The 23,043-nt window shown below is 66.0% G+C and carries 23 protein-coding genes and 1 pseudogene; 14 read left to right on the forward strand and 10 right to left on the reverse strand.

The window, feature by feature from the left end:
• Window positions 1-5 precede the first annotated feature (5 nt).
• The gene (locus tag EXR94_05865) at window positions 6-1,391 is read right to left on the reverse strand and encodes a hypothetical protein (GenBank protein ID MSR02250.1); all 1,386 of its coding nucleotides are present in this window, start codon (window positions 1,389-1,391) and stop codon (window positions 6-8) included.
• A gap of 126 nt (window positions 1,392-1,517) precedes the next feature.
• Here EXR94_05865 and EXR94_05870 point away from each other — a divergent pair, with 126 nt between their 5' ends.
• On the forward strand, window positions 1,518-2,555 hold the full coding sequence (locus EXR94_05870) for a homoserine dehydrogenase (GenBank protein ID MSR02251.1): 1,038 nt from the start codon (window positions 1,518-1,520) through the stop codon (window positions 2,553-2,555).
• Window positions 2,556-2,573: 18 nt separating this feature from the next.
• Here EXR94_05870 and EXR94_05875 read toward each other — a convergent pair whose 3' ends face one another.
• From EXR94_05875 to EXR94_05890, 4 genes are all read right to left on the reverse strand, one after another.
• Window positions 2,574-2,792: a hypothetical protein gene (locus EXR94_05875; protein ID MSR02252.1), complete on the reverse strand. Its 219-nt coding sequence runs from the start codon at window positions 2,790-2,792 to the stop codon at window positions 2,574-2,576.
• A gap of 80 nt (window positions 2,793-2,872) precedes the next feature.
• Entirely contained in the window at window positions 2,873-3,259 is a 387-nt protein-coding gene (locus EXR94_05880; protein ID MSR02253.1) for a hypothetical protein, read from the reverse strand.
• Entirely contained in the window at window positions 3,256-3,501 is a 246-nt protein-coding gene (locus EXR94_05885) for a hypothetical protein (protein ID MSR02254.1), read from the reverse strand. Before EXR94_05885 ends, EXR94_05880 begins: the two co-directional genes overlap by 4 nt.
• Before the next feature lie 38 nt (window positions 3,502-3,539).
• A complete protein-coding gene (locus EXR94_05890; protein ID MSR02255.1) occupies window positions 3,540-4,691 on the reverse strand; it encodes an alpha-hydroxy-acid oxidizing protein in 1,152 nt (383 codons plus the stop codon).
• A gap of 87 nt (window positions 4,692-4,778) precedes the next feature.
• Between EXR94_05890 and EXR94_05895 the strand changes: the two genes are divergently transcribed.
• The 3 genes from EXR94_05895 (at window position 4,779) to EXR94_05905 (ending at window position 7,601) form a co-directional block, all read left to right on the forward strand.
• Window positions 4,779-5,570 (forward strand): CPBP family intramembrane metalloprotease, encoded by a 792-nt coding sequence (locus tag EXR94_05895; protein ID MSR02256.1) that lies wholly within the window; start codon window positions 4,779-4,781, stop codon window positions 5,568-5,570.
• Window positions 5,571-6,070: 500 nt separating this feature from the next.
• Window positions 6,071-6,460: a hypothetical protein gene (locus tag EXR94_05900; protein MSR02257.1), complete on the forward strand. Its 390-nt coding sequence runs from the start codon at window positions 6,071-6,073 to the stop codon at window positions 6,458-6,460.
• 16 nt (window positions 6,461-6,476) lie between these two features.
• Window positions 6,477-7,601 carry a hypothetical protein gene (locus tag EXR94_05905; GenBank protein ID MSR02258.1) on the forward strand — a complete coding sequence of 375 codons (1,125 nt, stop codon included), beginning with the start codon at window positions 6,477-6,479 and terminating at the stop codon, window positions 7,599-7,601.
• Here EXR94_05905 and EXR94_05910 read toward each other — a convergent pair.
• The 3 genes from EXR94_05910 to EXR94_05920 form a co-directional block, all read right to left on the reverse strand.
• A complete protein-coding gene (locus EXR94_05910) occupies window positions 7,595-8,443 on the reverse strand; it encodes an NAD(P)-dependent oxidoreductase (protein ID MSR02259.1) in 849 nt (282 codons plus the stop codon). The genes EXR94_05905 and EXR94_05910 overlap by 7 nt on opposite strands.
• Complete coding sequence (locus EXR94_05915; GenBank protein ID MSR02260.1) at window positions 8,440-9,228, reverse strand: SDR family NAD(P)-dependent oxidoreductase; 789 nt, start codon at window positions 9,226-9,228, stop codon at window positions 8,440-8,442. Before EXR94_05915 ends, EXR94_05910 begins: the two co-directional genes overlap by 4 nt.
• Before the next feature lie 92 nt (window positions 9,229-9,320).
• Window positions 9,321-12,326, reverse strand: a complete 3,006-nt coding sequence (locus EXR94_05920) for a hypothetical protein (GenBank protein ID MSR02261.1) — start codon at window positions 12,324-12,326, stop codon at window positions 9,321-9,323.
• Window positions 12,327-12,557: 231 nt separating this feature from the next.
• Here EXR94_05920 and EXR94_05925 point away from each other — a divergent pair, with 231 nt between their 5' ends.
• From EXR94_05925 to EXR94_05965, 9 genes and pseudogenes are all read left to right on the forward strand, one after another.
• Entirely contained in the window at window positions 12,558-12,938 is a 381-nt protein-coding gene (locus EXR94_05925; protein ID MSR02262.1) for an ORF6N domain-containing protein, read from the forward strand.
• A gap of 190 nt (window positions 12,939-13,128) precedes the next feature.
• A complete protein-coding gene (locus EXR94_05930; GenBank protein MSR02263.1) occupies window positions 13,129-14,343 on the forward strand; it encodes a tetratricopeptide repeat protein in 1,215 nt (404 codons plus the stop codon).
• Window positions 14,340-15,371, forward strand: coding sequence for a dihydroorotase (locus EXR94_05935; protein MSR02264.1), 1,032 nt, complete (start codon window positions 14,340-14,342; stop codon window positions 15,369-15,371). Before EXR94_05930 ends, EXR94_05935 begins: the two co-directional genes overlap by 4 nt.
• A 382-nt stretch (window positions 15,372-15,753) precedes the next feature.
• Window positions 15,754-16,203: a hypothetical protein gene (locus EXR94_05940; protein MSR02265.1), complete on the forward strand. Its 450-nt coding sequence runs from the start codon at window positions 15,754-15,756 to the stop codon at window positions 16,201-16,203.
• A 43-nt stretch (window positions 16,204-16,246) separates the two neighbouring features.
• Window positions 16,247-16,861 carry a hypothetical protein gene (locus EXR94_05945; protein ID MSR02266.1) on the forward strand — a complete coding sequence of 205 codons (615 nt, stop codon included), beginning with the start codon at window positions 16,247-16,249 and terminating at the stop codon, window positions 16,859-16,861.
• 100 nt (window positions 16,862-16,961) lie between these two features.
• Window positions 16,962-17,636 carry a hypothetical protein gene (locus EXR94_05950; protein ID MSR02267.1) on the forward strand — a complete coding sequence of 225 codons (675 nt, stop codon included), beginning with the start codon at window positions 16,962-16,964 and terminating at the stop codon, window positions 17,634-17,636.
• Window positions 17,637-17,690: 54 nt separating this feature from the next.
• Window positions 17,691-18,110 (forward strand): FtsX-like permease family protein, encoded by a 420-nt coding sequence (locus EXR94_05955; GenBank protein ID MSR02268.1) that lies wholly within the window; start codon window positions 17,691-17,693, stop codon window positions 18,108-18,110.
• Between the two features lie 111 nt (window positions 18,111-18,221).
• Window positions 18,222-18,899: pseudogene (locus tag EXR94_05960) on the forward strand (hypothetical protein).
• 82 nt (window positions 18,900-18,981) lie between these two features.
• Window positions 18,982-19,500 carry an FtsX-like permease family protein gene (locus tag EXR94_05965; GenBank protein MSR02269.1) on the forward strand — a complete coding sequence of 173 codons (519 nt, stop codon included), beginning with the start codon at window positions 18,982-18,984 and terminating at the stop codon, window positions 19,498-19,500.
• Window positions 19,501-19,510: 10 nt separating this feature from the next.
• On the opposite strand, the gene EXR94_05970 is transcribed toward EXR94_05965, so the two are convergent.
• Both EXR94_05970 and EXR94_05975 read right to left on the reverse strand, forming a co-directional pair.
• Window positions 19,511-20,533 carry an alpha/beta hydrolase gene (locus tag EXR94_05970; protein MSR02270.1) on the reverse strand — a complete coding sequence of 341 codons (1,023 nt, stop codon included), beginning with the start codon at window positions 20,531-20,533 and terminating at the stop codon, window positions 19,511-19,513.
• Window positions 20,530-21,855, reverse strand: coding sequence for a M20/M25/M40 family metallo-hydrolase (locus EXR94_05975; protein MSR02271.1), 1,326 nt, complete (start codon window positions 21,853-21,855; stop codon window positions 20,530-20,532). The genes EXR94_05970 and EXR94_05975 overlap by 4 nt, the downstream gene beginning before the upstream one ends.
• A gap of 66 nt (window positions 21,856-21,921) precedes the next feature.
• Here EXR94_05975 and EXR94_05980 point away from each other — a divergent pair, with 66 nt between their 5' ends.
• Window positions 21,922-23,040 carry an aromatic ring-hydroxylating dioxygenase subunit alpha gene (locus tag EXR94_05980; protein MSR02272.1) on the forward strand — a complete coding sequence of 373 codons (1,119 nt, stop codon included), beginning with the start codon at window positions 21,922-21,924 and terminating at the stop codon, window positions 23,038-23,040.
• Window positions 23,041-23,043: the final 3 nt, after the last annotated feature.

The raw sequence follows: 23,043 nt of genomic DNA on the forward strand, positions 1-23,043 counted from the left end.
GATGGTCATCGGTTGTCCTTTCGCGACGTCGCGGGCCGGGCGAGGATCTCGAGTGCCGCCTCGAGGGCTCCGTCCCGGCCGCTGAGTTGGTCGGATTCTGGGAAAACCGGCACCATCCGGTCGGGTGGAATACCGGCTCCCTCGAAGTTGGTCCCGTCGGGCGCGAGGTAGCGCTCGCTGGAGAGCTGAAACCGCCAACCGTTGGGCAACTGGCGGACTAACTCGTCCGCGAAGATCCCCTGTGTCGACTCACCCACCCGGACAATCCGGGGCCGGCGGCCGATCAGCGCGAGCGTCAGGACTTCGCCGGCGCTCAGCGTCCATGGGCCGGTGAGCAGCACCGCCGGCCCCTCGAACCGGGCCCCCCGAGCCGGGCTGACTCGGACCCGTTCGAGCGGCGTAAACCGTTCGGGATGCTCGGGGTCGGACCGCGCCTGCTTGGCGAACGCCGGGTAGGAGACCTTCGTTAAGCGGGACACGATCATCATCGCGATCGCGTCGGCGCCTCCGCCGTTCAGGCGAAGATCGATCACCAGCGCCCGCCGCCGGGCGACTCGGGGCATGATACTGTCGAGCGCCGCCGTAAGCGCCAGCGAGTCGTCTTCGAACCGGCCGCTCGGCGTGTACGAGTACTCTCGCATGATCCGCAGATACGCGACGGAGTCGGCCAACTCGCCGTACTGAATCCAGTCTTGGCACCACGATTCCAGCCCGCCGGTGAGGTAGCGCCGCGGGGGCGCCGCGAGCAGGGCCCGATACCGGACCGGATCGATGACGCCGCCGGACCGACGGAAGTGCCGGGCTCGGAGGTTGAGATCGGTGGCGGTCACGTCGGTGTGGAGGTCCTCGAGCGGGGCAACCATCTGCTCCAACGCCTGATAGAGGTCTTGCGGGGACGGCGCCCCAGCCAGGCGGCGCCGGGCCTCGGCAACCTGCCCGTCCCAATCCAACCGGCGGAGGCCGAAGAACGCATAGTGCTCCCGGAGCGTGCGCTCGAAGACCGCAAAGTTTCCTTCGGTCGTGTTGGCCGTCGGTGCCCGGCAGACGGCAGGCAGGGCGGACACCTGGCGAAACCGGATGCCCGACATCGTTCCAGGAGCGTGGGCCACGAGCCCGGTGGCCTTCCCTGCGGGTCGGACGATCCACGCGGTGGCGGACCCATCGAAGAAAGCTGCGGCGGCTCCCGGTGGCGGCGGACCTTTCGCGAACCGCGCCGTTCGCACGCAGGTCATGGTCGTGACCTCCCACGTCTGGAGGCCATCGGCCTGGAACTCCCAGACCATACCGTAGCCTTCGGATTGCCAGATCCCGGTTGGCGGCGCCCCGGACGTCTGGAACGGCGAGCCGAGGAGCAGGAGGGTCAGCGCGGAGAACGCCGGGGGGATGGTCACGTCCGAGTATACGCGGAAGATTCGGAGTCTGCCAATCGTTTCATCCGGCCGGCGGGTGGCCCTTGTGCCAGGCCTGGCACGGCCTGATCTTCGCCACCGAGTGCCGAGCCTTCACCGGAGGTCATCCTGAAAACGATTCGCGTGGTTCTGACCGGGCTCGGCAACGTCGGCCGGGGTTTGCTGTCGATCTTGGTAAGCCAGGAGGCAATCCTTCGCGAGCAGTACGGACTCGAGGTCCTCGTGGTCGGGGGAACCGATTCGGGTGGGGCCGCGATCGATCCTTCGGGTCTCGATCTCGGCGAAGTGCTCTCCTGCAAGGCGGCGGGCCGTTCGGTGGCGAACTTGCCTTCAGTCGGCCGGCCCGGGATGAACGGCCTCGCGATGCTCGAGGCCGTGACCGCCGAGGTCCTGTTCGAAGCCACGCCGGTGAACTTGCGAGACGGCCAACCCGGCCTTGACCTCGTTCGTTCGGCTCTGGGCCGTGGCATGGCTTCGGTGCTCGCCAACAAGGGGCCGCTGGCGCTCGCGTATCAGGAGCTGGCTGCCCAGAGCGATCTCGCGGAACCGGGCCGGCCGGCGCTTCGGTTCTCGGCCTGCGTCGGCGGGGCGTTGCCGACCATCAACCTCGGCCGGCGCGATCTGGCCGGGGCGCGGATCCTCGAGGTCGAGTGCATTCTCAACGGAACCAGCCAAGGCATCCTTCGGGCGATGGAGTCCGGCCAGAGTTTTGAATCCGCGCTCGCCGAGATGCAGCGACGGGGCGTGGCGGAAGCCGATCCGAGTCTCGATGTCGACGGCTGGGATCAGGCGGTCAAACTGGTGATTCTCGCCAACGCCGTGCTTCGGCGGCCGACCGTCCTCGGCGATCTCTCGGTGCGGGGAATCCGGAACGTGACGGTGACGGAGTTGCGCGCCGCGACGGACCGGGGGGAGCGGTTGGTGCTCCTGGGTCGCGCGGTCCGGAGCGACGCAACCGGCGACTGGCGGCTCACCGTGGCGCCGACGTCGCTCCCGCTCGAGCATCCGTTGGCGCGGATGGGCGCGGATGAGATGGGGATCGTGTATCGCACCGACATCAGCGGGATTCTCCATGCGACGTCGGAAGAAGTCGACGCCGTACCCACCGCGGCGGCCATGTTGCGCGATTTGATCGGATTGGTCTGACGGCGCGGAGCGGCGCTGTCAGCCGCAGCGCCCTCGTCGGGTCCGCCAGGGGGCCCGAAAACTGCCGGCCAGCGTCGGGCGGTCGGAGAACTCGAGTCGAAGCCGTTCCGCGATCACGGAGTCCGGCCCGAGAAGCAGGGTGAGCCCCGGTCCGATTCGGAGGTCATCGCAGGTCAGGACCGGCGCGTCGCGGTGGTATCTGAAGCCCACCCCCGCCAGCACGTATCCGCCGCTCATCGGGCGTCACCGGCCAATGAATCCCCGCCGGCCTGATGGTGGAGCGCCTGCCACTGCGTCACGACCAGCCGGCGGTCGGCCTAGGCGGCATGCCACCACAACAACGGAACGGAGCCGACGGCCACGAGCGCGAGGGCCGGCCGCCACGCCACCGCGAGCGCGAGACTCGACCCCGTGATCAGGTACTCGCCGCTGGCCCGGGAGAGCCGTCCCCCCGCCCGGCGCATCGCCCCAACGGCGAGCAGCGTCGCCACGCTGACCGACAGTGCCTGCCAGTCCAGTGCCAGCGCAAAGACGAGGGTCGGCGCCGCCGGCACCGCGAGGGCGATCACATCATCGAGAACCCGGATCCGCGCGCCGACCGGAAGGGATCGGGCCCAGGGCCACGGGGGCCGGCGGAGGACCAAGAGATCGGCCAGTCCGGCGAAGGTGATCACGAGCGCGATCACGATGACCGCCCGGGTCACCCCACTCGCCGCCTCGACGGTGAGCCGGTTGTTGATTCGATAGAGGAGCGCCGCGCCGGTCCGGCTTGGGAGGCCAGCGTGAGTCCGAGGAATCCAAACCCGAGCGCCGCCGTCGCGGTGCGGTCGGGGCCCACCAAGGCAAGGACGTTGGCGCGAAGGAACAGCGGGACGCTCGGAATCGGTACCACCACCAGGGCGAGCACCAGCGCGGCGAAGAGAATGATCCCGTTCCGCAGCGCCACCGAGGCGGCGCCGGCGGCGAAGAACCGAATGACGCCGGTCAGAGCGGCCCGACCCGCCTAACGTGGCCGGTGCCGATCTCGGCGATCGTCCGGCATCCGAGCAGCGCCATGCTCCGTTCGAGTTCGGACTTGAGCATCCCGAGGGCCCGCTCGACGCCGGCCTGGCCGCCCGATGCGAGGCCATAGAGGTAGGGCCGGCCGATCGACACCGCGTTGGCGCCGAGGGCCAGGGCCTTGAGGACGTGGGTGCCGCGCCGGACGCCGCCGTCGACGATCAGCTCGAGCCGGTCGCCGACCGCGTCCCGGATGGCCGCGACGCAATCGATCGGGGCCGGGGCGGCGTCGAGTTGGCGGCCCCCGTGATTCGAAATCATGATGGCAGTGGCCCCGACGTCGACGGCGCGCTTGGCGTCGGCCGGCGACTGAATCCCTTTGAGGACGAAGGGGCCGCCCCACTGCTTGACCAACCAGGCGACGTCGTCCCAGGTCACGGTCCGGTCGAACTGGCCGTTGACGTAGTCGATCAGCGAGACGGTGCCGAGCTTGCCGACCCGATGGACCACGTTGGCAATCTGGAAGTCGGGGTTCTTGAGGAGGTGAAACGCCCACCGTGGGTGGGCCGCGAAGCTGGCGAAGCTCTTCAGCGAGAACCTCGGCGGCAACACCATCCCGGTGACCCGGTCGCGCTCCCGGTTGCCGGCGAGCGCCGTGTCGACCGTAAGGCAGAGCGCTTGATACTTCGCGGCCTTGCAGCGCTCCACGAACTCCGTCGTGAGCGCCCGGTCTTTGAGGATGTAGATCTGGAACATCCACGGCCCTGGGCCCTGGTCGGCGATCTCCTCGATCCGGGTCGTGCCCATCGTGGAGAGGGTATAGAACGTGCCGGATTTCTGGGCCGCCCGGGCCACCGCCGGCTCGGCCTCGTGGTGAAAGAGCCGGGACATCCCGGTCGGCGCGAGAAACACCGGCCAGCTGATCTTTTGGCCGAGCAGAGTGGTACTGGTGTCGATGGCGCTGATGTCCCGGAGGTAGTTGGGAAGCAGTTCGTAGTCGTCAAAGGCCGTGGTGTTCCGCCGGAGGCTCCATTCATCGTCGGAGCCCCCGTCGATGTAGTGAAACATCGGGGCGGGGAGGCGTTGCTTCGCCATCCGGCGGAGGTCGGCAATGTTGTTGCAGCGGTCAAGTTGCATGGCTGGCTTCGATCTGTCGGCTTAGATTGGTCGTTGAACCTATCGTGCCGGCGGAGCGCCGGCAACGAGTCCCCGAGGAGCCAGCCAATGCGGGCCCGTCCCCTCTTGACGTATTTCCTGCTGGCCTTCGCGATTACCTGGTCGGCGGCCGGGATGGCCATCCTGGCTCCCGCCTGGTTCAGCCGGACGTTCGGCCAACTCGACGCCAGCAACCCGGTGTTCTTCGTCGCGGTCTACGCGCCCACCGGGCTCGCGATCGGGTTGACCGCGCTGTTCGAGGGCCGAGCCGGCCTCAGGGCGCTCCTGGCTCGGCTCGACCCGCGGCGCTGTCACCCGATCTGGTATCTGGTGGTGGTCGGAGGGTTCCTCGCGCTGACCGGATTGGCCGGTTGGATCGGCTCGGTGGCCGGTGGCCCGGCCCCGGTGTGGAAGCTTTCGGCGTTGGGTGGCTTGGCCGGAAGCCTGCTGAGTGACCCCGGGCCGTTAGGTGAGGAACTCGGCTGGCGGGGTTTTGCCTTGCCCCGGATGCTCCGCCGGTGGAAGCCGGCCATCGCTGCGGTGATTCTCGGCGTCATCTGGGGGCTCTGGCACCTCCCGGCCTTCTACGTGTCGACGCTCGGCCAAAGCCAGTTGTCGCTGCCGGTGTTCCTGCTCGGCGCCACCTCGTTGTCGGTGGTGACCTGCTGGCTCTTTCTCAAATCGAAGGGCAGCGTGCTGATCGCGATTCTGGCGCACCTGATGGCCAATCATGCGGGTGACGTGACCGGGGCTTCGTTCAACCAGATGACTTATGGACTGGCCTTGGTCGCCGCCGTCCTGGTGGCGACCAGGCAACTCACGCCAGAACCGGCCGCCGAGCACCAGTCGCCTGGGAATTAGCCCTTCGCGACCACCAACGTGTGGAGCCGCGCCCGGGAGGTGGTCCCGGTTCCCCAGGCCGGGCTCGGGGATGATGGTCGGCGCGGCCTCCTTATCCTGGCTCTTCAGGAATTCGACGGTGATCTTCTGGGTCGCTTCCGCGGCCGACTTGAATTCAAGGACCGAGATGATGAAGGCGTGCGCCTTGCCCATGAACGTACAACTGGTCTGAATAGCGCCGGTGTCCTCGTCGGGCTCCGCGGGCTCTTTCGAAGTGCCGGTGATGGGTTCTCCGATCAGGCCTTGGGCCTCGGCTTTGGTGATCATGGCGCAGGGGTCGGGAATCGGGGTCGCGGCGAGCAGGGTGAGCCAGAAGAGCGGGATCCTCGTTTCCTCCCAAGGTGTGGGATCGGCCGGCCTCTGAAGCTAGGAGGTCGGCCGAGTCGGCGATACCCGGGTAGCTTCCAACGGTCGCCCCGATGGGGCTGGCGGATACCGGGCCCCGAACATTCGCCGGCATAATGGCGGGGTGGGGCGTCCGTCAGGCTCTCGGCGAAGTCCCGGTGTTCGCGGCGATCGATTCGGCCGGGCTCACGTTCGAGCGGCTCTACATCGCGGCTGGGCGGGCGAATCCGACACTCCGGTTGGCCCAGATCAACCAGGATCACGATGCCGTCCAGCTCCAGTTTTTGGCAATCCTGGGGATTACTGGGAAGCCGCTGGCGCCTCTGCTCCAGGCCCACCTGGATGACATCCAAGCGGCCCTCCCGACCTTCCGGCGCTATTTGATTCCGAGCGAGGAGCACACCATCCTGACCCGGCCGACCTTACTACACCACGGTGGTCGACGGGGTCCCGCTGCCGGACTGGGTTGCGGCAACCATCGACGGCAAGCGGTAGGACGCCGTTAGGCGTTATCCTCAAACCATGCGACTATCTCTGCTCGTTTCCGTGGCTCTGCTCGCCGCCTGCGCGCCGGCCAAGCCGACCGATTCCACTCCCGCGGCGCCTTCGGAGCCGTGGGCGCTCGAGGCCGTCAAGGCCGACACCGCCAACGGGATCCGGATCCTGATCGTCCACGACATGGAAGGCCTGTCGGGACAGGACAACCCGCAGAGCTTCGATTTCGGGTCTCCGGTCTACCCGAAGGGCCAGGAACTTCTGGCGGCGGACATCAACGCCGTGGTCGAGGGTCTCTACGCCGGCGGGGCAACCGAGGTCCATGTGGCCGATGGGCACGGCAGCGGGAACCCGGACCCTGATGTTCGCCGCGATCTGCTGGATCCCCGGGCCACTCAAGTGCTTCGCGACCAAGAATTCGACACCTACTTCGGGCTGACGACGCCGGGTGCCTACGATGCCGTGGCTGTCGTCGGGATGCACGCCAAAACCGGCAGCCGGGGCTTTGCCTCGCACACGTTAACCCTCGGGATCGGGGTCGTTATCAATGGCCGCGAAATTACCGAAACCGAGCTGATGGGCCTGTCCTGGGGACGGCACACCGTTCCGATCATCTTCGCTTCTGGCGACGACCGGCTCGCGGCCGATCTGGCTGAAATGGATTGGCTGGAGTATGTCACGGTTAAGAAAGCGACCGCCGCCGACAGTGCCGAGTTGCGTCCGGTCGCGGAAACCCGGGCCGAGCTGACCGCCAAGGCCCAGAAGGCGGTGGAGAATCTTCGCGCGGGGCTAACGAAGTCGATGCGGGTGTCGATGCCGCTGGTTGCCGGGCTCAAGGCGGTGCCGCCGGCCAGCCTCGCCATGTTGGAAGGGATTCCCGGCGTCGCGTACGCCGACAGCGTCTTGAGTTTCCCGGCCGATTCCATCAAGCACGCCTATGACGTCCTCGAGAAACTGGTCGGAGCCGCCACCGGGGGCTACATGTCGGTGCTCCGCCGCGGTCTCCGGGGCAACCCGGCGGCGCCGGCGATCATGGCCAAGTTTCGGACCGATCTCGGGCAGGCGTGGTTCGACCAGGAATCAGGCCGTCGCCAACCCGCGCCTCCCGCCCCGGCGCCGGCCGGACCGCGGAAGTACCACGGGTATCAGTAGGCAGCCCCCTTAGCCAGGACGCCCACATCCAGTGCGCCGTAGCCCTCGGCGATGAGTGCATCCATCCGAGCGGCGAGGCCCGGCAGCATCGCCAGGGGCGAGGTTGCCGCCGTTTCGATCATCAGCCGGACGTCCTTCCGCGCCATCGTGAGCTCGAAGCTCGGAGTGAAGTTGCCCGCCGCCATATTTTTGCCCCGGCCGGCCACGACAGCGGCAAGGTTGAGGATTTCGAGCGGCTTGAGGGTGTCGAGCGGATCGAGCCCCGCCCCGCGTCCGATCGCGAAAACGTCGGCGACGAGCGCGGCAACGCCCAGCAGAAATGCGTTTCCGCAGAGCTTCTGAACTGCCGCCAAGTCGGGCCGCTCGCCCAGGTACTCGACTCGGGCGGCTTGCAGTTGGAGCGCGTCTTTGACCAAGTCGAACAGCGCGGCGGGTCCGGAGGCGAGAATAGTTCCTTGGGCCTTTCGGGCCATGGCCGGACCGATGAAGACGGGGCAGTGGAGGAACCGCACCCCTTCCGTGTTCAGCCGACGAACCCGCTCGGCGGTCAAGGCCGGCTGGGTGGTGGTATGATCGATGACGATTGCCTGAGCCCCAAGGCCGGGCCGCAACTGTTCGACGATCTGGTCGACGACGCCATCGTCCTTGAGGACCAGGTGGACCCGATCAGCGCCACGGACCGCGTCGGCGGGCGTGGCGGCCACCCGGGCGCCGAAGGCCTCGAGGGCCCGCGCCTTGCCCGGGGTGCGATTCCAGGCGGTGACCTGGTCGCCGCGTTGCAAGGCCGCCTCGACGAAGGCGCTCCCGAGCAGGCCGGTGCCGAGGAATGCGACGGCGGTCATCGGAGGCCGGTCAACTGTTCGCTGACGCTCTTGAGTTTGGCCCGCGCCTCGGCGTCATAGGCTTGTTGGTGCGCTTGACCCGGCGTCAGGCCGATAAAGAACTGTCCGGTACGGAGGTTCGGGGCCAGCACCAACTGAAGCACGGCCTTGGCCCCTTCGTCGATCGTGGATCGGGGCGGGTAGCCGGCTTTGGCGACCATCCCGGTCGGCATCAGGGTGGCCGGATGGAGCGCATTGACCGTCACCCCTTTTCCCTTGAGTTCCTCGGCCAAGTCGATCGTGTACATCACTTGGGCCAGCTTGCTCTGGCCGTAGGCCCGCATCGGGCTGAAGCTCTTGGCGATCATCACGTCATCGAAGTCGACCGGGCTCGCCGAGAGCGAGGAGACGTTGATGACGCGGGAGGGCGCGCTCGCCAGGAGGCGAGGCAGCAGCAACCGAGTGAGGAGGAACCCGGAGAGATAGTTCACCTGGAACCGGATTTCATACCCTTCGCCCGTGAGCTCGCGATCCACCGGTACGGTCCCGATGCCGGCATTGTTGACGAGCACGTCCAACCGGCTGTAGTCCCGAAGGATGGTCTCGGCGAATTGCCGGATCTGGGCTGGCGAGGCGAAGTCCGCCGCATAGAACCGGGCGCTGCCCTGGCCGGCCTGCTCGATTTCCCGGAGCACTTCGGCCCCTCGGGCCGAATCACGGCCGTGGAGGATGACATGGGCGCCGCCGGCCGCGAGCCGGATCGCTACCTCACGGCCGAGTCCGTTGGTCGCGCCGGTCACGAGCATGATAGGCTGGCCGGGCCGGGGCCGGGCCGGGGTTTGGGCGTGGGCGATCGATCCGACCAGACTCGCGGCGGCGATCAACCAAAGTCTTGGCGTCATTCCGGCTTCCTCACGATGTCGTTCCAATTGAGCAGCGAGTTGAAGATCATGCTGAATTCCCCATGGTTCTGCCACCGGTAAATCGGATTGTTCGAGAACAGGATCACTCGTCCGAACCCATGGTAGGCCCGTGGAATGTCGACCGCAAACGGCCGCTGCTTCAGTGAGTCGGCCCCGACCATGAGGCCAGACAGCACCGAGGCGTTCCCGCCCACGTACCGCGCCAACACATTGTCCTCATCGGCCACGCCGACCCGGAACGGCTGGCCGCCGACGTACTTGATCGGGATCGTCTTGCCGGCGTAGCCGTAGAACACCGGATGCTCGGGCCGGACGATCTCGCCTTGGACCAACGGCCGCTGGGCTCGGAGGCCGTTCACATTGGCTTTTTCGACCGTACCGGCCCAGCCGAATTCGATCGGCAACCGGGCGGCGTCCCCCACCGCGATCAGCGTCCCTCCGGCCTCGAGGAAACTCCCGAAAGCATCGACGCCCTTTTGCCGAAAACCACCGGTAATGTCGGCGCTCTCGCCGTACATGCCGAGGAATTGGTATTTGTCGCTCTTCTGATAGGATACGACTCGCTCGCCGGGGGGCTGGAGCACGGTTTGCCGGCTGAGATTTTGCTCGGCGGTCAAGATCACGTCGTACCGGGCCCGGAGGTTCCCCGGTTCGACCTGTTCCTTGTAGATCAGGTCGAACGGAATCCCAAACTTGTCGAACGTGAGGCGGTACCAGCCCAGGTTCTGGGTGTTGGTCCACTGCGAATAGATCGCGATCCGGGGCAACTCGGCGTCGTGCATCGGCACGGCTGGGAGCGAGTCGAGGGCGGCCCCGGTGAGTCCGAATTCCTCGGTCGCCGCGCGCACGGCCGGGGCCGCCGTCATGTCGCCGATGACGAACGAGCCGGCCGGAAACTCGGTGCCCCCGCTCTTGAAGCTCTTCTCGGCGATCTTCATCGGAATCTGCTTCAGCCGGTACCGGAAGCTGATCATGTTGTTGGAGCCGAGATGGGCAACGGCCATCCCGGCGGTGCCTTTCCCGGTCGTCGTGCCCTTCGGCGTGGTGACCGTGACTGGCGTGACCGGGACTTTGAGAATCGACGAATCGGCGACTTCGACCACGTCGACATTCATGGCGAGCCCCATGGTCCAGCCACTGTCGTCGTAGGTGTTGAGCCGGGCGTCCGGATAGAGCTGTTTCTCGAGCAGGTTTTTGGCCAGCCGGCCGTATGGCTGATCGCGCTTGATGACGTACGACCCCGCGGGATAGGTGACGGTGTCGATCTTGAACGCTTGTTTGGCCTGCCCGATCTCGATCCGTTGAATCCGGAGGATGTTGACGAGCTCGGCCGCCCTCGTCATGTCCCGTTGGACCGGAATGACGTATCCGTACGGGGCCTTCGTCTTACCCTCCTCGATCGAGTTTCGGGTCTTGACGTAGAAGTTCTCGAGTACGGTGGCGGGGAACATCGACGCGAGCTGGAGTGCCGAGAGCACGCCGGTCTGCATGTAGTTGGCGTTGGCCCGCCGGGTGAACTTGGCGGAGTCCTCGATTCCGATCGGGATGCCGCGATACCACTCCCGAGCCTGGGCTCCGCCGACCCCGTTCGGCGCCAGGCCGCCCGACGGGGGAATCGGGGCCGCCGGCTGGGGCTTCTTCGTCGAATCGGCTTTAGCCTTGGTCGAGTCCTTCTTGGCCGGGGTGGTGGCGGCAGTATCGAGATCCCGCCCCGACTGGGTCTCATACATCTTCATGAGCCCGTTGTGATTGTACGCCACCGATCCCAGGTACCCCGGCGACCACCCGTCCATAAACGCATGGGTGTAGACCCCCGGCATCCCGTACTTCGTCATCTGGGCCAATTCCCAATTGGCAAACCACGGGAGTTCGGCAAAGAGCAGCGGATCGAGATTGGGGTTCTGGGGCGCGGCGCCGCTGTAGGTGTAGAGCAGCGGCAGCGTCTCGTGGAGGTCGTGCATGATCGGCGGGTAGGCCGTGAAGTACCAATCCGCGATGGCCCGCATCTGGACCAATACCAGGTTGATGTCCCGGTTGTTGTCGTGATAGGCGTAGCGGCCCCAATACGGCACGCTGGGCACCAGGCGGCTTGGCGCCGGGGTGGTCGAGGCGGCCGCGGCCGCGCGGGCGGCGCTATCGAGAGGCGGCAACGGCTTCGAAAGCCCGTTCTCCAAGTTCCGGAAGAACCAGTCGACGTTCCGGTCCCGGCCGTCGGCGTCGGCCACCGGGGTGATGGAGACGTAGAGGTTGTTCCGGATTTGGGCAATGACCGGCGAGGTTTCCGTGGTCAGCCGGTAGACCAGCTCCATCAGCATTTCCGAGGGCCCGGTTTCGCCGCTGTGGAGCCCGCCCATGAAGTGGTAGTGGGGCTTGGTGGTCCGGATCAGGTCGGCGATGTCGGCCTCGCTCCGGCCCCGTGGATCAGCGATTTTGGCCAGGTTCTGCCGGTTGGCCGCCATCGCGGCCATGTTGGCGTCGGACGACACCCACACCACGACCAACTCCCGGCCTTCGTCGGAACGGCCGATCGTTTCGACCCTGACCCGCGGCGTCGCAGCGGCGAGGGCCCGGTAGTACCGGAGCTGGTCGGCGTAGTAGGTGAGTTGTTTCGGGGCTCCGACATGGTAACCGAGGATGTCCTTCGGTGTCGGAATCCCGGCTACCAAGGGCAAGTGATCGACCAAGGGGCTCCCGAGCTTGAGGTTCGGCAGCCACTCCCGGTAGCTCTTGGTGAAAGACGGGTCCTGTTTCTGGCTGGGATCACGGGTTTCCGTGGTGACCTGCTGCCCGGCCGCGGAACCAGCCGCGATGAATCCGGTGCTCAACACGAAGAGCACGACCGATCTGAGGTGCATTGCTTGAATCCTTGAGAATAGTCGAACGGAAGACCGGAATATACGTCCGATCCGAGTCGGGGGCCGGGGCAGGGAGCCCGCTGGATCTCGACCCGGACGGAGGTCCCGACCCGACCCTGACCTCATCGGATCGTTGCTCGACGCGTCGATGATCCTGATCGCGGCCTGGCTGTGGCTTGGAGCGATTATGGGTACCAGGCGCGACGTCCTGCCCCTCCTCCTCGGGCGGCCGGATGAGCGCTTCCACCTGAGAGCGGACCGAAGCTCTTTGTGCCAGGTGGCGTCAGTGTGTTGGGTCGGCTGGTGGAACAGCGGTCGGCTCGCTCCCGGGTAACAAGATGATGACCAAGAAGACCGATTTCGCTATCTCAACTAGGGTTGTGGAGCGCAAGCTTCTCCTCCTCCGAGGCGAGCGAGTCTTTGCTCGATCGTGATCTTGCGGCGCTCTACCAAGTGAAGCCGATCGCGCTTCGCCAGGCGGTAACCCGAAACAAGAGCAGGTTTCCCCCTGACTTTCATTTCCAGCTCGCCAACGGGGAGGCCAAGGTTCTGCTATCACAACCTGTGATACCTTCTCAGCCGAGTCTCGGCGGGCACCTCCCGTACGTCGAAATCATGCGGACTTTGGTCCGGTCGCAGGAGATGCTCTCGGCCAACACCGATCGAGCCAGGAAGCTGACCCAACTCGAGGCCAAATACGACGCCCAGTTCAAAGTGGTTTTCGACGCGATCCGCTAGCTGAGGGCTCCACTACCACCGGAGCCACTGCGCAGGGAGATTGGCTTCGAGGCGGACTAGGTGCCCCTCGGCGGAGGCGGCACCAGACCAAGTAAGAGCGGTGCACTGAGCAGCCGCGTCGCGGCCTGACAACTTCACTCACGAACGCGAGGGCATTAGAATCGGTGTGAAGCCGATCTATCCTTTCTCCATGGTGTCACCCCCTATGCGTATCCCCGCGGCGCTCCTTCTGATCGGGTTACTGCCAAGCCTTGCCCAATCGCAACATCGTTTTGCCGAAGCCGTCACTATCGGCAAGGTCGACTCGGTGTGGTCCGCCACGTTGAAAGAGAACCGGCCCTATCTCGTCTATACGCCTCCGTCCTATGACGATACGACCAACACGCCGCAGAAGTACCCGGTGCTCTACATCCTCGACGGCGACGCGCACTTTCACTCGGTCACCGGCCTGCTCCAGATCCTCGGCAGCGGCGTCAACGGCACCTTCGTGTTGCCGCCGATGATCGTCGTGGCGATCCCGAACACCAATCGGACCCGGGACATGACGCCGACCCACGTCGAGACCGGCTTCGATGGCAAGCCCCAGCCGTTTCTGAAGACCAGCGGGGGGATGGCGAACTTCCTGTCCTTCATCACGACCGAGCTGATCCCCAAGATCGGGTCCGGGTACCGGACCTCGGGTTACCGGGTGTTCGTCGGCCATTCGCTCGGCGGGATTACGACGATCAATGCCCTCTACACCGTGCCCGACGCCTTCAACGCCTACGTGGCCATCGATCCGAGCCTGTGGTGGGACAAGCAGACGTTGCTCTGGAAGGCGAAGAGCTATTTCAGCACGGCCAAGCTCAACGGCAAAGCCCTCTACGTCGCCCAGGCCAATACCATCAATCCCGATGACACCACCGGTAACATGCACTTCGGGTCGATCGTCCAGTTCAACGGCGTCCTCGAGACGTACAACAAGACCGGGCTCCGATATGGGTACAAGTATTACGGGAATGACAGTCATGGATCGGTGCCGATGATCGCCGAGTATGATGCGCTCCGATTCATCTTCGACGGATACAATGTCGACTTGGGCCGGGTGCTGGCCACGCCGAGCCTCTTGACCGAGCACTTCCGGGCCGTTTCCGCCAAGTTGGGCGCCACGTTCACCCCGTCGGAAGGGATGATCGCCCAGCTGGGCCAGTTCGCCATGACCCAAGACACCGCCAAAGCCATCGAACTCTATCAGATCGGCCTCGGCCTCTACCCCGACAGCTACCGGATGTATGATCGGCTGGGCAACGCCTGGATGGCCAAAGGCGATCAGAAGAAGGCCCGGGAGTTTTTCGAGCAATCGCTCGCGAAGAACCCGAACAACCAGAGCGTCAAGGACAAGCTCAAGACGATGACGCCCGAATGAGGCTCGTCATCCGCCGGCCCGACGACTGGCACGTTCATCTCCGGGACGGGCCGATGCTCGCGGAGGTGCTCGACTACACCGCGCGCCAGTTTGCCAGGGCCATCGTGATGCCCAATCTCGATCCGCCGGTGACCACCATGGCGGAGGCCGTGGCCTACCGGCTGCGGATCCAAAGCCAGGTCCGGGCGGGGCGGAGCTTCGCGCCGCTGATGACGGCGTATCTGACCGACAGCACCGACGCGGGGGACCTCGCCGCCGGCTTCGAGCAGGGGGTGTTCACGGCCGCCAAGTTGTACCCAGCCCACGCGACGACGAATTCGGCCAAGGGCGTGACCGAGGTCGGCCGGATCCACGGTGTGTTGGAGACGATGCAACGGATCGGGATGCCGCTTCTCGTCCACGGCGAAGTGACTAACCCCGATGTCGATATCTTCGATCGCGAGGCGGTCTTCGTCGAACGGATTCTGGCACCGGTGGTCCACGACTTTCCCGGGCTCAAGGTGGTCTGCGAGCACATCACGACCGAAGAAGCCGCCGGGTTCGTGCTGGGGTCGTCGGCTGCGGTCGCGGCCACGATCACGCCGCATCATCTCCAGTGCAATCGGAACGCCATGTTCCAGGGCGGGATTCGTCCCCATCTCTATTGCTTGCCGGTGCTCAAACGCGAGAAGCACCGACTCGCGCTCCGAAAGGCTGCGACCTCGGGCAGCCCGAAGTTTTTTCTCGGGACCGATTCCGCGCCGCACGCGGTGGGCGCCAAGGAGTCGGCCTGCGGGTGCGCCGGGGTGTTCAACGCGCCGGTGGCGCTTGAGGCCTACGCCACCGTCTTCGAGGAGGAGAACGCCCTCGACCGGTTCGAGGCCTTTGCTTCCGAGCACGGAGCCAGGTTTTACGGCTTGCCGCTGAACGAAGGCCGCGTTACCCTGACTCGAGCGCCAAGTCTGGTGCCCGAGCGGATCCAGTCGAATACCACCACGATCATCCCCTATCACGCCGGTACGACGCTGGCGTGGCGGTTCGAGGGATGACCGTTCACCTCACCGGCGTCCGCTGTGGAGTAAGTAGCCGACCAACCCCCGCCCCGAGGCTGCCATGCCCGATGCCGAAAAGCTGATTGACCTCTACGAGGGGAGAGCCTTCGTCGTGGGCGCCGGTGGGATGATCGGCGCGGTGCTCGGGCCCGCCCCGACCCAATGACGAGGCGGCCGTGAAAGAGGCGGTCAGAATCCTCTATGCGGTCTATTCCGAGGGCCGAGACCCGCAGAAGTACCGATCGCTCCTGACGGAGGACTACCTTCTGCTCGAGAATGGCCGTTCTCCGGCGCGTTGGCGGCGGGTGGCGGGTGGCGCTGCTGCACTCGACCGTGGTGGTGAAAGCTGGAGGGTGACTTTTCCAGCCTGGAGGGCTCGATGAGGGTTCTGGGGGGTGCGTTGCTCATTGGCGTGGCACTGTTCCTGGCGATCGGGTTCGCCGTGTCCGACGCGACCCGGAGTCTGGGCACGACCATCGCGACGCTCCTGATTGTGGTCGGGATTCCAGCTGGGGCGGGGTTGGCCCTCATTCAGAGCCACTACCGGACCCGACGGCTGCTGACGGCCGATCGCGCGGAGTTGCGGCTCCAGACCTGGGAATCTGAACTGGTGAGGCTCGCGACCGAGCGGGGCGGGAAGCTCACTGTCGTGGAGGCGGTTGCCGCCACCGGGCTCCGCGCCCCGCAAGTCGACGAGGCGTTTCGCTCGCTGACGCTGCAAGGCGTGGCCGACATCGATGTGACCGACTCCGGGATGCTGGTCTACCGGTTCCCGGACGTCCAACTGCTGGAGGAAAAAGGTGGCAGCAAACCGATCCTCGATTCCTGAGCCGGAAACCCGCCGGCTCTGCCCCGTATGTCCGGGATTGCCGATGCGGAAGGTCGAAGTCGGCACCGGCGCCGGCCGGACGATGCTCGACGAATGCGGGCGGTGCGGCGGGATCTGGTTCGATGCTGGCGAGGTCGACCGCCTGCGCCACCTTGGCGCCCGGGCCATTGAGCGGCACGTCACGCTCACACAAGAGGCCTATCGCAAGCGGTGCGGCAGCTGCGACGCGTCCTACCTCCGGAACGCCGACCGCTGTCCCGCCTGCAAGGCGCCGAATCTGCTCCGCTGCCCAGGCTGTACCGAGTTGCTGGAGCCGGCGCGGGTTGGTGAGACGAAGCTTGACGCGTGCCGGAGCTGCCGCGGGGTGTGGTTCGACAGTGTCGAGCTCAAGGAAATCTGGAACACCGCCCTGGTGCAGCATCGGGGGATGAGGCCGACGACGACGGCCGATGTGGCCGCGAACTCGATGGACACGTTTCTCCTGGCCAGTTTGCTGATGCCCGGCCCGTCGATGGGCGGTGGGGGGCTCACGGACCTGGCCGGCGGCGCGGCGGCGGTCGGTGCCGAGGCCGGCTCCGGCGTGCTCGAGTCCGCCGGCGATATGGCGGGCTCGGTGTTCGACGCGATCGCGAACCTGATCGCGGGCATCTTCGAGTAGCCATTCCCTCGAGGTCAAGGGTTTGGTAGCCGGCGAATGGCCCCCTCGGAAAACAATCGCCGAGCCCGGTATGACCAACTGACCACCGAACGACTGACGAATGCTCCGATCGATGCTGGCCCGGCTTTGGGCCCTGCTGCTCCGGACCCGGCACGAGGCTGAACTGGAAGAAGAACTGCGGTACCTCCACGACCGGGAAATCGCGCGCAACGTCGCGGCGGGGATGTCGGCGCCGGAGGCCCGGGCCGCCGCCCGCGAGGCGTGGCGCTGGCGTTGGCTCGACGAAATCCGCCAAGACATCCTCTTCGCGCTTCGAGGCTATCGTCGCGAACCCTCGCTCGTGCTCACCGTCATGCTGACCATTGGGCTCGGCGTCGGTCTCAATGCCGCGGCCTTCACGCTCTTCAATGCCTATGTCCTCAGGCCTGCGCCGGTCCGTGATCCCGCGTCATTGCAGGAGATCGTGTGGAACAGCAAAGGCAAGCTGGCCCACCGGTTCAGCTGGGATCAGTACGGTGAGCTCGCCACCCTTCCGGTCGTCGCCGAGGCGCTGGGCTACCGCGATATCTCCACCCGGTTCGAGCGCCGGCAGGTGGCCGGCCAATTCGTCACCGGCAATTACTTCTCGATGCTCGGCGTCGGTCCGATCCTTGGACGGGTGCTCCAGGGCGACGATGCCGCATCGCCAGGCTCGGCGCCGGTGGCGGTGCTGAATCACCGGTTCTGGGTGTCCTCGTTTGGGGCCGATTCGAGTGTTGTCGGCCGGATCTTGTGAATCCGCGGGGTCAGCCTCGCCATCATCGGCGTTGCCCCTAAGGATTTCGACGGATTGGAGGCTACGCCCCCCGACTTCTGGGTCCCGATCACGATGGCCCCGATCGTCGAGAACCGAACCGATCTGTTCACCCCCAATCAAGCTGACATGGCCTCGGTGGTCGCCCGGTTCCGGCCCGGGGTCAGTCTCACGCAAGCGGGCAAGGCGCTCGAACAGTGGCTCCGCCAAACCACCGCTGACCGGCCCGAGGCCGACCGGGTGACCGGCGTCCAGCTCGAGTCGCGGGCCACCCCGAATCCATTTTCGGCAGGGACGAACCTGGCGCTGATGCCGATCGTCGTGGCGTTTGTGATGGTCTTGCTCACCGCCTGCGCCAACGTGGCCAGCATGATGGTGGCCCGAGGCGTGGCCCGGCAGAGAGAAATCGGAATTCGGTTGGCCATCGGTGCCGGGCGCCGGCGCCTGATCCGATAGTTGCTCACCGAGAGTTTGGTCCTTGCGGTGCCGGCGGCCGTGGCTGGATTGCTGATCTCCCGCCTGATCGTGGGCGGATCCCTCGCCGTCCTGTTCGCGACCATACCGGAGATGTTCGTGGGCCAGCTCCGGGTGACCTCGCTCGAATCCGACGTCAGGGTCTACCTCTTCATGGTGACGGCGTCGGCTGGGGCGGCGGTGATTTTCGGCCTGATCCCCGCGTTTCAGGCGACCCGGCCCGTGGCCCGGGAGACGCGGGGATCATCCCGGGTCCGGCGGACCTTGGTCGTGGGCCAGATCGCGGTGGCGGCGTTACTGCTGATCACGACCGGCGTTCTCCTCCGCGGATCCAAGCGGGCGGAGCGGCTGGACCTCGGATTCAAGACCGAGGGGGTCTTGGTTCTCGATCTCAATCCGACCGTCCGAGGCCGGGTGACCGAACGCCTCCGCCAGCTTCCCGAGGTCCGGATCATCGCCGCGACCAATACCGTTCCGTTGGTGAGTGGGCTCCGGAGCGTCGGAATCCAACCGGTGCCAGGCGGCCCGGTGCAGAGTGCGGTTTCGTTGTCGGTATCGGCCGGCTTCTTCGATCTCCTGCAGATCGCCCTGATCCGGGGCCGCGGGTTCGGCGACGACGAAGGCCAAGCCGGTGCCGCGGTGGCGGTCGCCAACGAGATGTTGGCCCGCCAGCTTTGGAATGGGCTGGCGCCGATCGACCAAACATTTCTGGTGATCGAAGGGACGGCACCTCCGCGGGCGGTTCGGGTGGTCGGTGTGGTGCCTGACATGGTGATCGGTTGGGTCGGTGAGCGGGCCCGCCCAACCGCCTTTTTTTCCGACGTCCCTGTCCGCGCCTGGTACCAGCGTCTTGATGCGGGTCGACGACGATTCACCCGCAGCTCAGCTGGCCCTCGAGGAAACCCTCACCCAAGTCGATCCGGCCTCGACCGAGAACCTCTTCTCGATGGCCGATGTCATGGCGGTGTCGAGCTATCCGTACCGGCTCGCCTATTGGATCGGTGCCTCGATCGGGCTGGTCGCCCTGTTGCTCGCGCTGACCGGCGTCTACGGGATGATGGCGTTCGTGGTCGCGGAACGGACCCGGGAAATCGGGGTTCGGCTCGCGCTGGACTCGAGTCGGACCCGGGTGGTCCGATTGATCATGGGCGAGAGCGCCCGGTTGTTCGCGATCGGGATGGGGATCGCGATCCCGCTGGCCATCGGTGCCGCGGCTGCGGTGGCGAGCGCTCTTGAGGTCATGGATGTCTTCGACCCCGTTGGGTACGTCGGCGGTGCGGCCGTCGTCCTGCTGGCGTGCGCGACCGGGGCCTTGATTCCGTCCCGGCGGGCGGCCCAAGTCGAACCGCTCGAGGCGATCCGGGCCGACTGATCGGGCCGGGCTAGTGAACCGGCGGGGCCGGAACCGGGTTCTGCACCAGGCCCACCACTCGGCGGACCGCGGCGATGACGATGTCGGGCCGGTCGTACTGGATATAGTGGGTGGCATCCGGCACCAGAACGTGCTCGCTCTGGGTCGACCACGAGGCTTCTTCCTCGTGCATCGTTTTCCAGGCCGCCTGAAACCGCACACTTTCCTCCTGGCTCATTTTCAGTGCCTTCAGCTGATTCGTGTCGGTCGGTGCCATGGCGGTCAGCACCACCAGCGGCCGATTCCCCAACTCACGAAACGTTCCCGCCTGGGCCATGCTCGACTCGAGCGCGTCCATCTCCTCGAGCATTGGCCCAATAGAGGTCGGCGCGTAGGCCGCCTTGGCTTGACCCACGGAGTCCGCCGCCGCCGCGCCGGGCATGGCGACCCGGACGACGCCGGCCCACGCGAACGCCGCCGCCGCCCGAAGCGGCCCAACCGGCGGTTCGAGCTTCCGGCCCAGCACGTCGTTGAATCGTTGGAATTGCTCAGGGTGTGAGGCGTCGACAAACACCAATCCCGCCACCTCGGCCGGATGGAGTTTGGTGAAGGTCATAATGTACGGCCCGCCCAGTGAGTGGCCGACCATGACGTAGGGCGGCTTTTCTCCGGCCGTCGTCAGTACGGCATGGAGGTCGGCGGCGACGGTCGTGGCATCTTGCTGATTCGGGTTGTCGTCGCTCCACATCATTCCGGCCCGGCTATAGGCGCAGGTGCGAGTGGTGACCGCGATCGAATCGTGGACCTTGGCCCACGCGAGCGACCCGTTCATGTCGAGGCCCGCTTCCAGGACCACGATGGGCAGGCCGCTGCCGCGGCAGTCGAGGTGAATCCTCCGCCCGCCGATGTCGACCAGTTGTCCCGGAGCCGGGTGGTTGGCGGCCGCTTGGCGCCGCATCCTGGCTTCGTAACCCGCACCGATCACGATCGCGGCCGCGAGCAGCGCCAGCGCGCCGAGCCCGAGGCGTTTGCCCCATCGTTTGAATGTTGTCATCGGGTCCCTCCAGAAGTTGGAAACGTCACCAGCGATTCGTTCCCGTCGGGGCCGACACTGGCCACACCAAAGAGATGATCATCGATCAGAATACCGTCGAGCGTGAACTGCGTCACCGCCCCAATGTAGCGCGACTGGCTCCAGATCGGATCGGTGGTGTCCCGCCAGTAGATCCTGTAGCCGGTCGCGCCTGGCGCGGCCTGCCAACTCAGGGCGGTCGACGCGCTGACCCCGCCCCGAAGCCTGACGGCCGTCGGCGGCGGTGGGGCCGAGGCCAACGCGGCGAGTGCCGCGACGTTCACGCCAGCGATCCGGGCCGCATAGGGGAAGTCGGCCCTCTCGGGCACGTCGCCATACGCGATGCCGCCCTCGGTCCGGATATTCTGATGCTGGCGGTTGTAGTTCTCGTACGCTTCGGTAATCCGGACGGCCGCGAAGCCGGCATCGTTGAAAGCCCGGTGATCGCCGCCCCGTCCGAACCGATCGAGGCGGTACACCAACTTCGGCCGCATCATCGGCAAGACCTGCCGGGCGATCGCGTGGACGTAGCGGGCCAATTGGCGCGACGGGCCGTCGATCTCTCCACCGGTTACCCGGCGTCCGCGCCGTTCGTCCTCGGGTTCGGTGGCAGCGGTCGGCTCCGAGAAGATCCGGAAGGTGAGGTTGTCCACCTGGCCTCCAATGCCCTCGCTGTTGCCCACAATGTCGTTGTTCAGCACGCCTTCGATCTGCCAGCCTTGGCTTTTGGCGTACCTGGCGAGTTGTTGCCCGCCGAGCAGGCCCTGCTCTTCGCCGGCCAGGGCGCCATAAACGATGGTCTTGGCGAACTTCTGCTTCGACAGGAGCCGGGCCGCCTCGATGACCGCCGCCGTCCCGCTCGCGTCATCGACCGCGCCCGGGGCATCCGAGGTCGCGTCGTTAGGGTCGGAGGCCCGCGAGTCGTAGTGGCCGGTGATCAGCACGTAGCGATCGGGGGAGGTCTGCCCCCGTTGGATCGCGATGACGTTGACGAGTTCCACGTCCTTGGTAATCCGGTTCTCGGGGCCGGCCTTGAGGAAGCCGCGGTCGTACCGGACCTCGAGGCATCCGCCGCATTCCCCGGCGATTCGGTCGAACTCGGACTTGATCCACCGCCGGGCGGCGCCGATCCCGCGGGTGGCCGAGACGGTATCGGAGAGGGTGTGACGGGTGCCGAAGCCCACCAACTTCCGGACCGTGGCTTCGGTCGCGGCGGCGGAAATGCCGCGAGCCAGATCGTAGAGGCGGGGGTCGTGGCTCGCCGGCGTCTGGGCGGCCAGGAGCGCGAGGAGGAGAATTGGCATGGCGGAAATCTATCGATTCTTTCGGATCGAGTAACCGGCCCGGTCGGATTCGCCTATCTTTGCGCGATGAACGGAAGTCCGCCTGAAACGCTCCCCGACCTTGCCGATGCCGACCTGGCGATCGTTCCGGTGGAGCGCTCCGACACGGCGCCATCCACCTGGTACGTCGACCCCCGCTGGCACGCCGTCGATCGCGACGCGGTCCTCGCGACCACATGGCAGGGGGTTGGTCACGTCTCAATGGTCGAGGGTCCGGGGGCCTACTTCCTGGCCACGGTCGCGGACAATCCGATTCTGGTCATCCGCGACAAGGACGGAATCCTCCGCGCGTTTTACAACGTGTGCCGTCATCGGGGCGGGCCGCTGGCCCTCGAACCCGCCGGCTGCGTCAAGGCGTTGACCTGCAAATACCACGGCTGGACCTATCAGTTGGATGGTGCGCTCCGCGGCGTGCCCCAGTTCGATCGGACCGAGTTGTTCGACAAGAAGGACTTCGGGCTGGTGCCCGTCGCGGTCGATGTCTGGGAAGGCTTCGTGTTCGTGTGCCTCGAACCAGCGCACGCGCCCCCGCTGGCCGAGGTCTTTGGGGGGATTGCCGAGCGGATTCGGCCTAACCGCCTGACGACCAAGCGGCTGGTTCGCCGGGTCGACTACGACGTCGAGGCCAACTGGAAGGTGTATGTCGACAACTTCCTCGAAGGCTATCACATTCCCCACGTCCATCCGGAACTCAACAAGGCCCTCGACTACCTCGCCTACCGGACGGAGCTCGGCCCCTGGTACAACCTCCAGCACAGTCCACTCAAGGACGACAACGTCTACACCAAGGACGCCGGTGGCGAGGCGTTCTACTATTGGGTCTATCCGAACTTCATGCTCAATATTCTGCCCCATCGAGTCCAAACAAACCTGGTGCTGCCGAATGGACCCGACCGGTGCAAGGTTATTTTCTGGTACTATTACGACGAGCCCGATGCCCCGGGCCGGGCCGAGCAGATCGCCGCCGACGTCGAGTACAGCGACATGGTGCAGGCCGAAGACCGGGAGATTTGCCATCAGGTCCATCGCGGCCTCGGGTCCCGAGGGTATCACCGGGGCCGTCTCTCTCCGGACATGGAGTCCGGGGTCTATCATTTCCAGTGTCTGCTGAAGCAGTCCTACCGCCGGTGGCGCGATAACCGATAACCT

Source organism: Gemmatimonadota bacterium (assembly GCA_009692115.1).
GTDB lineage: Bacteria > Gemmatimonadota > Gemmatimonadetes > Gemmatimonadales > GWC2-71-9 > SHZU01.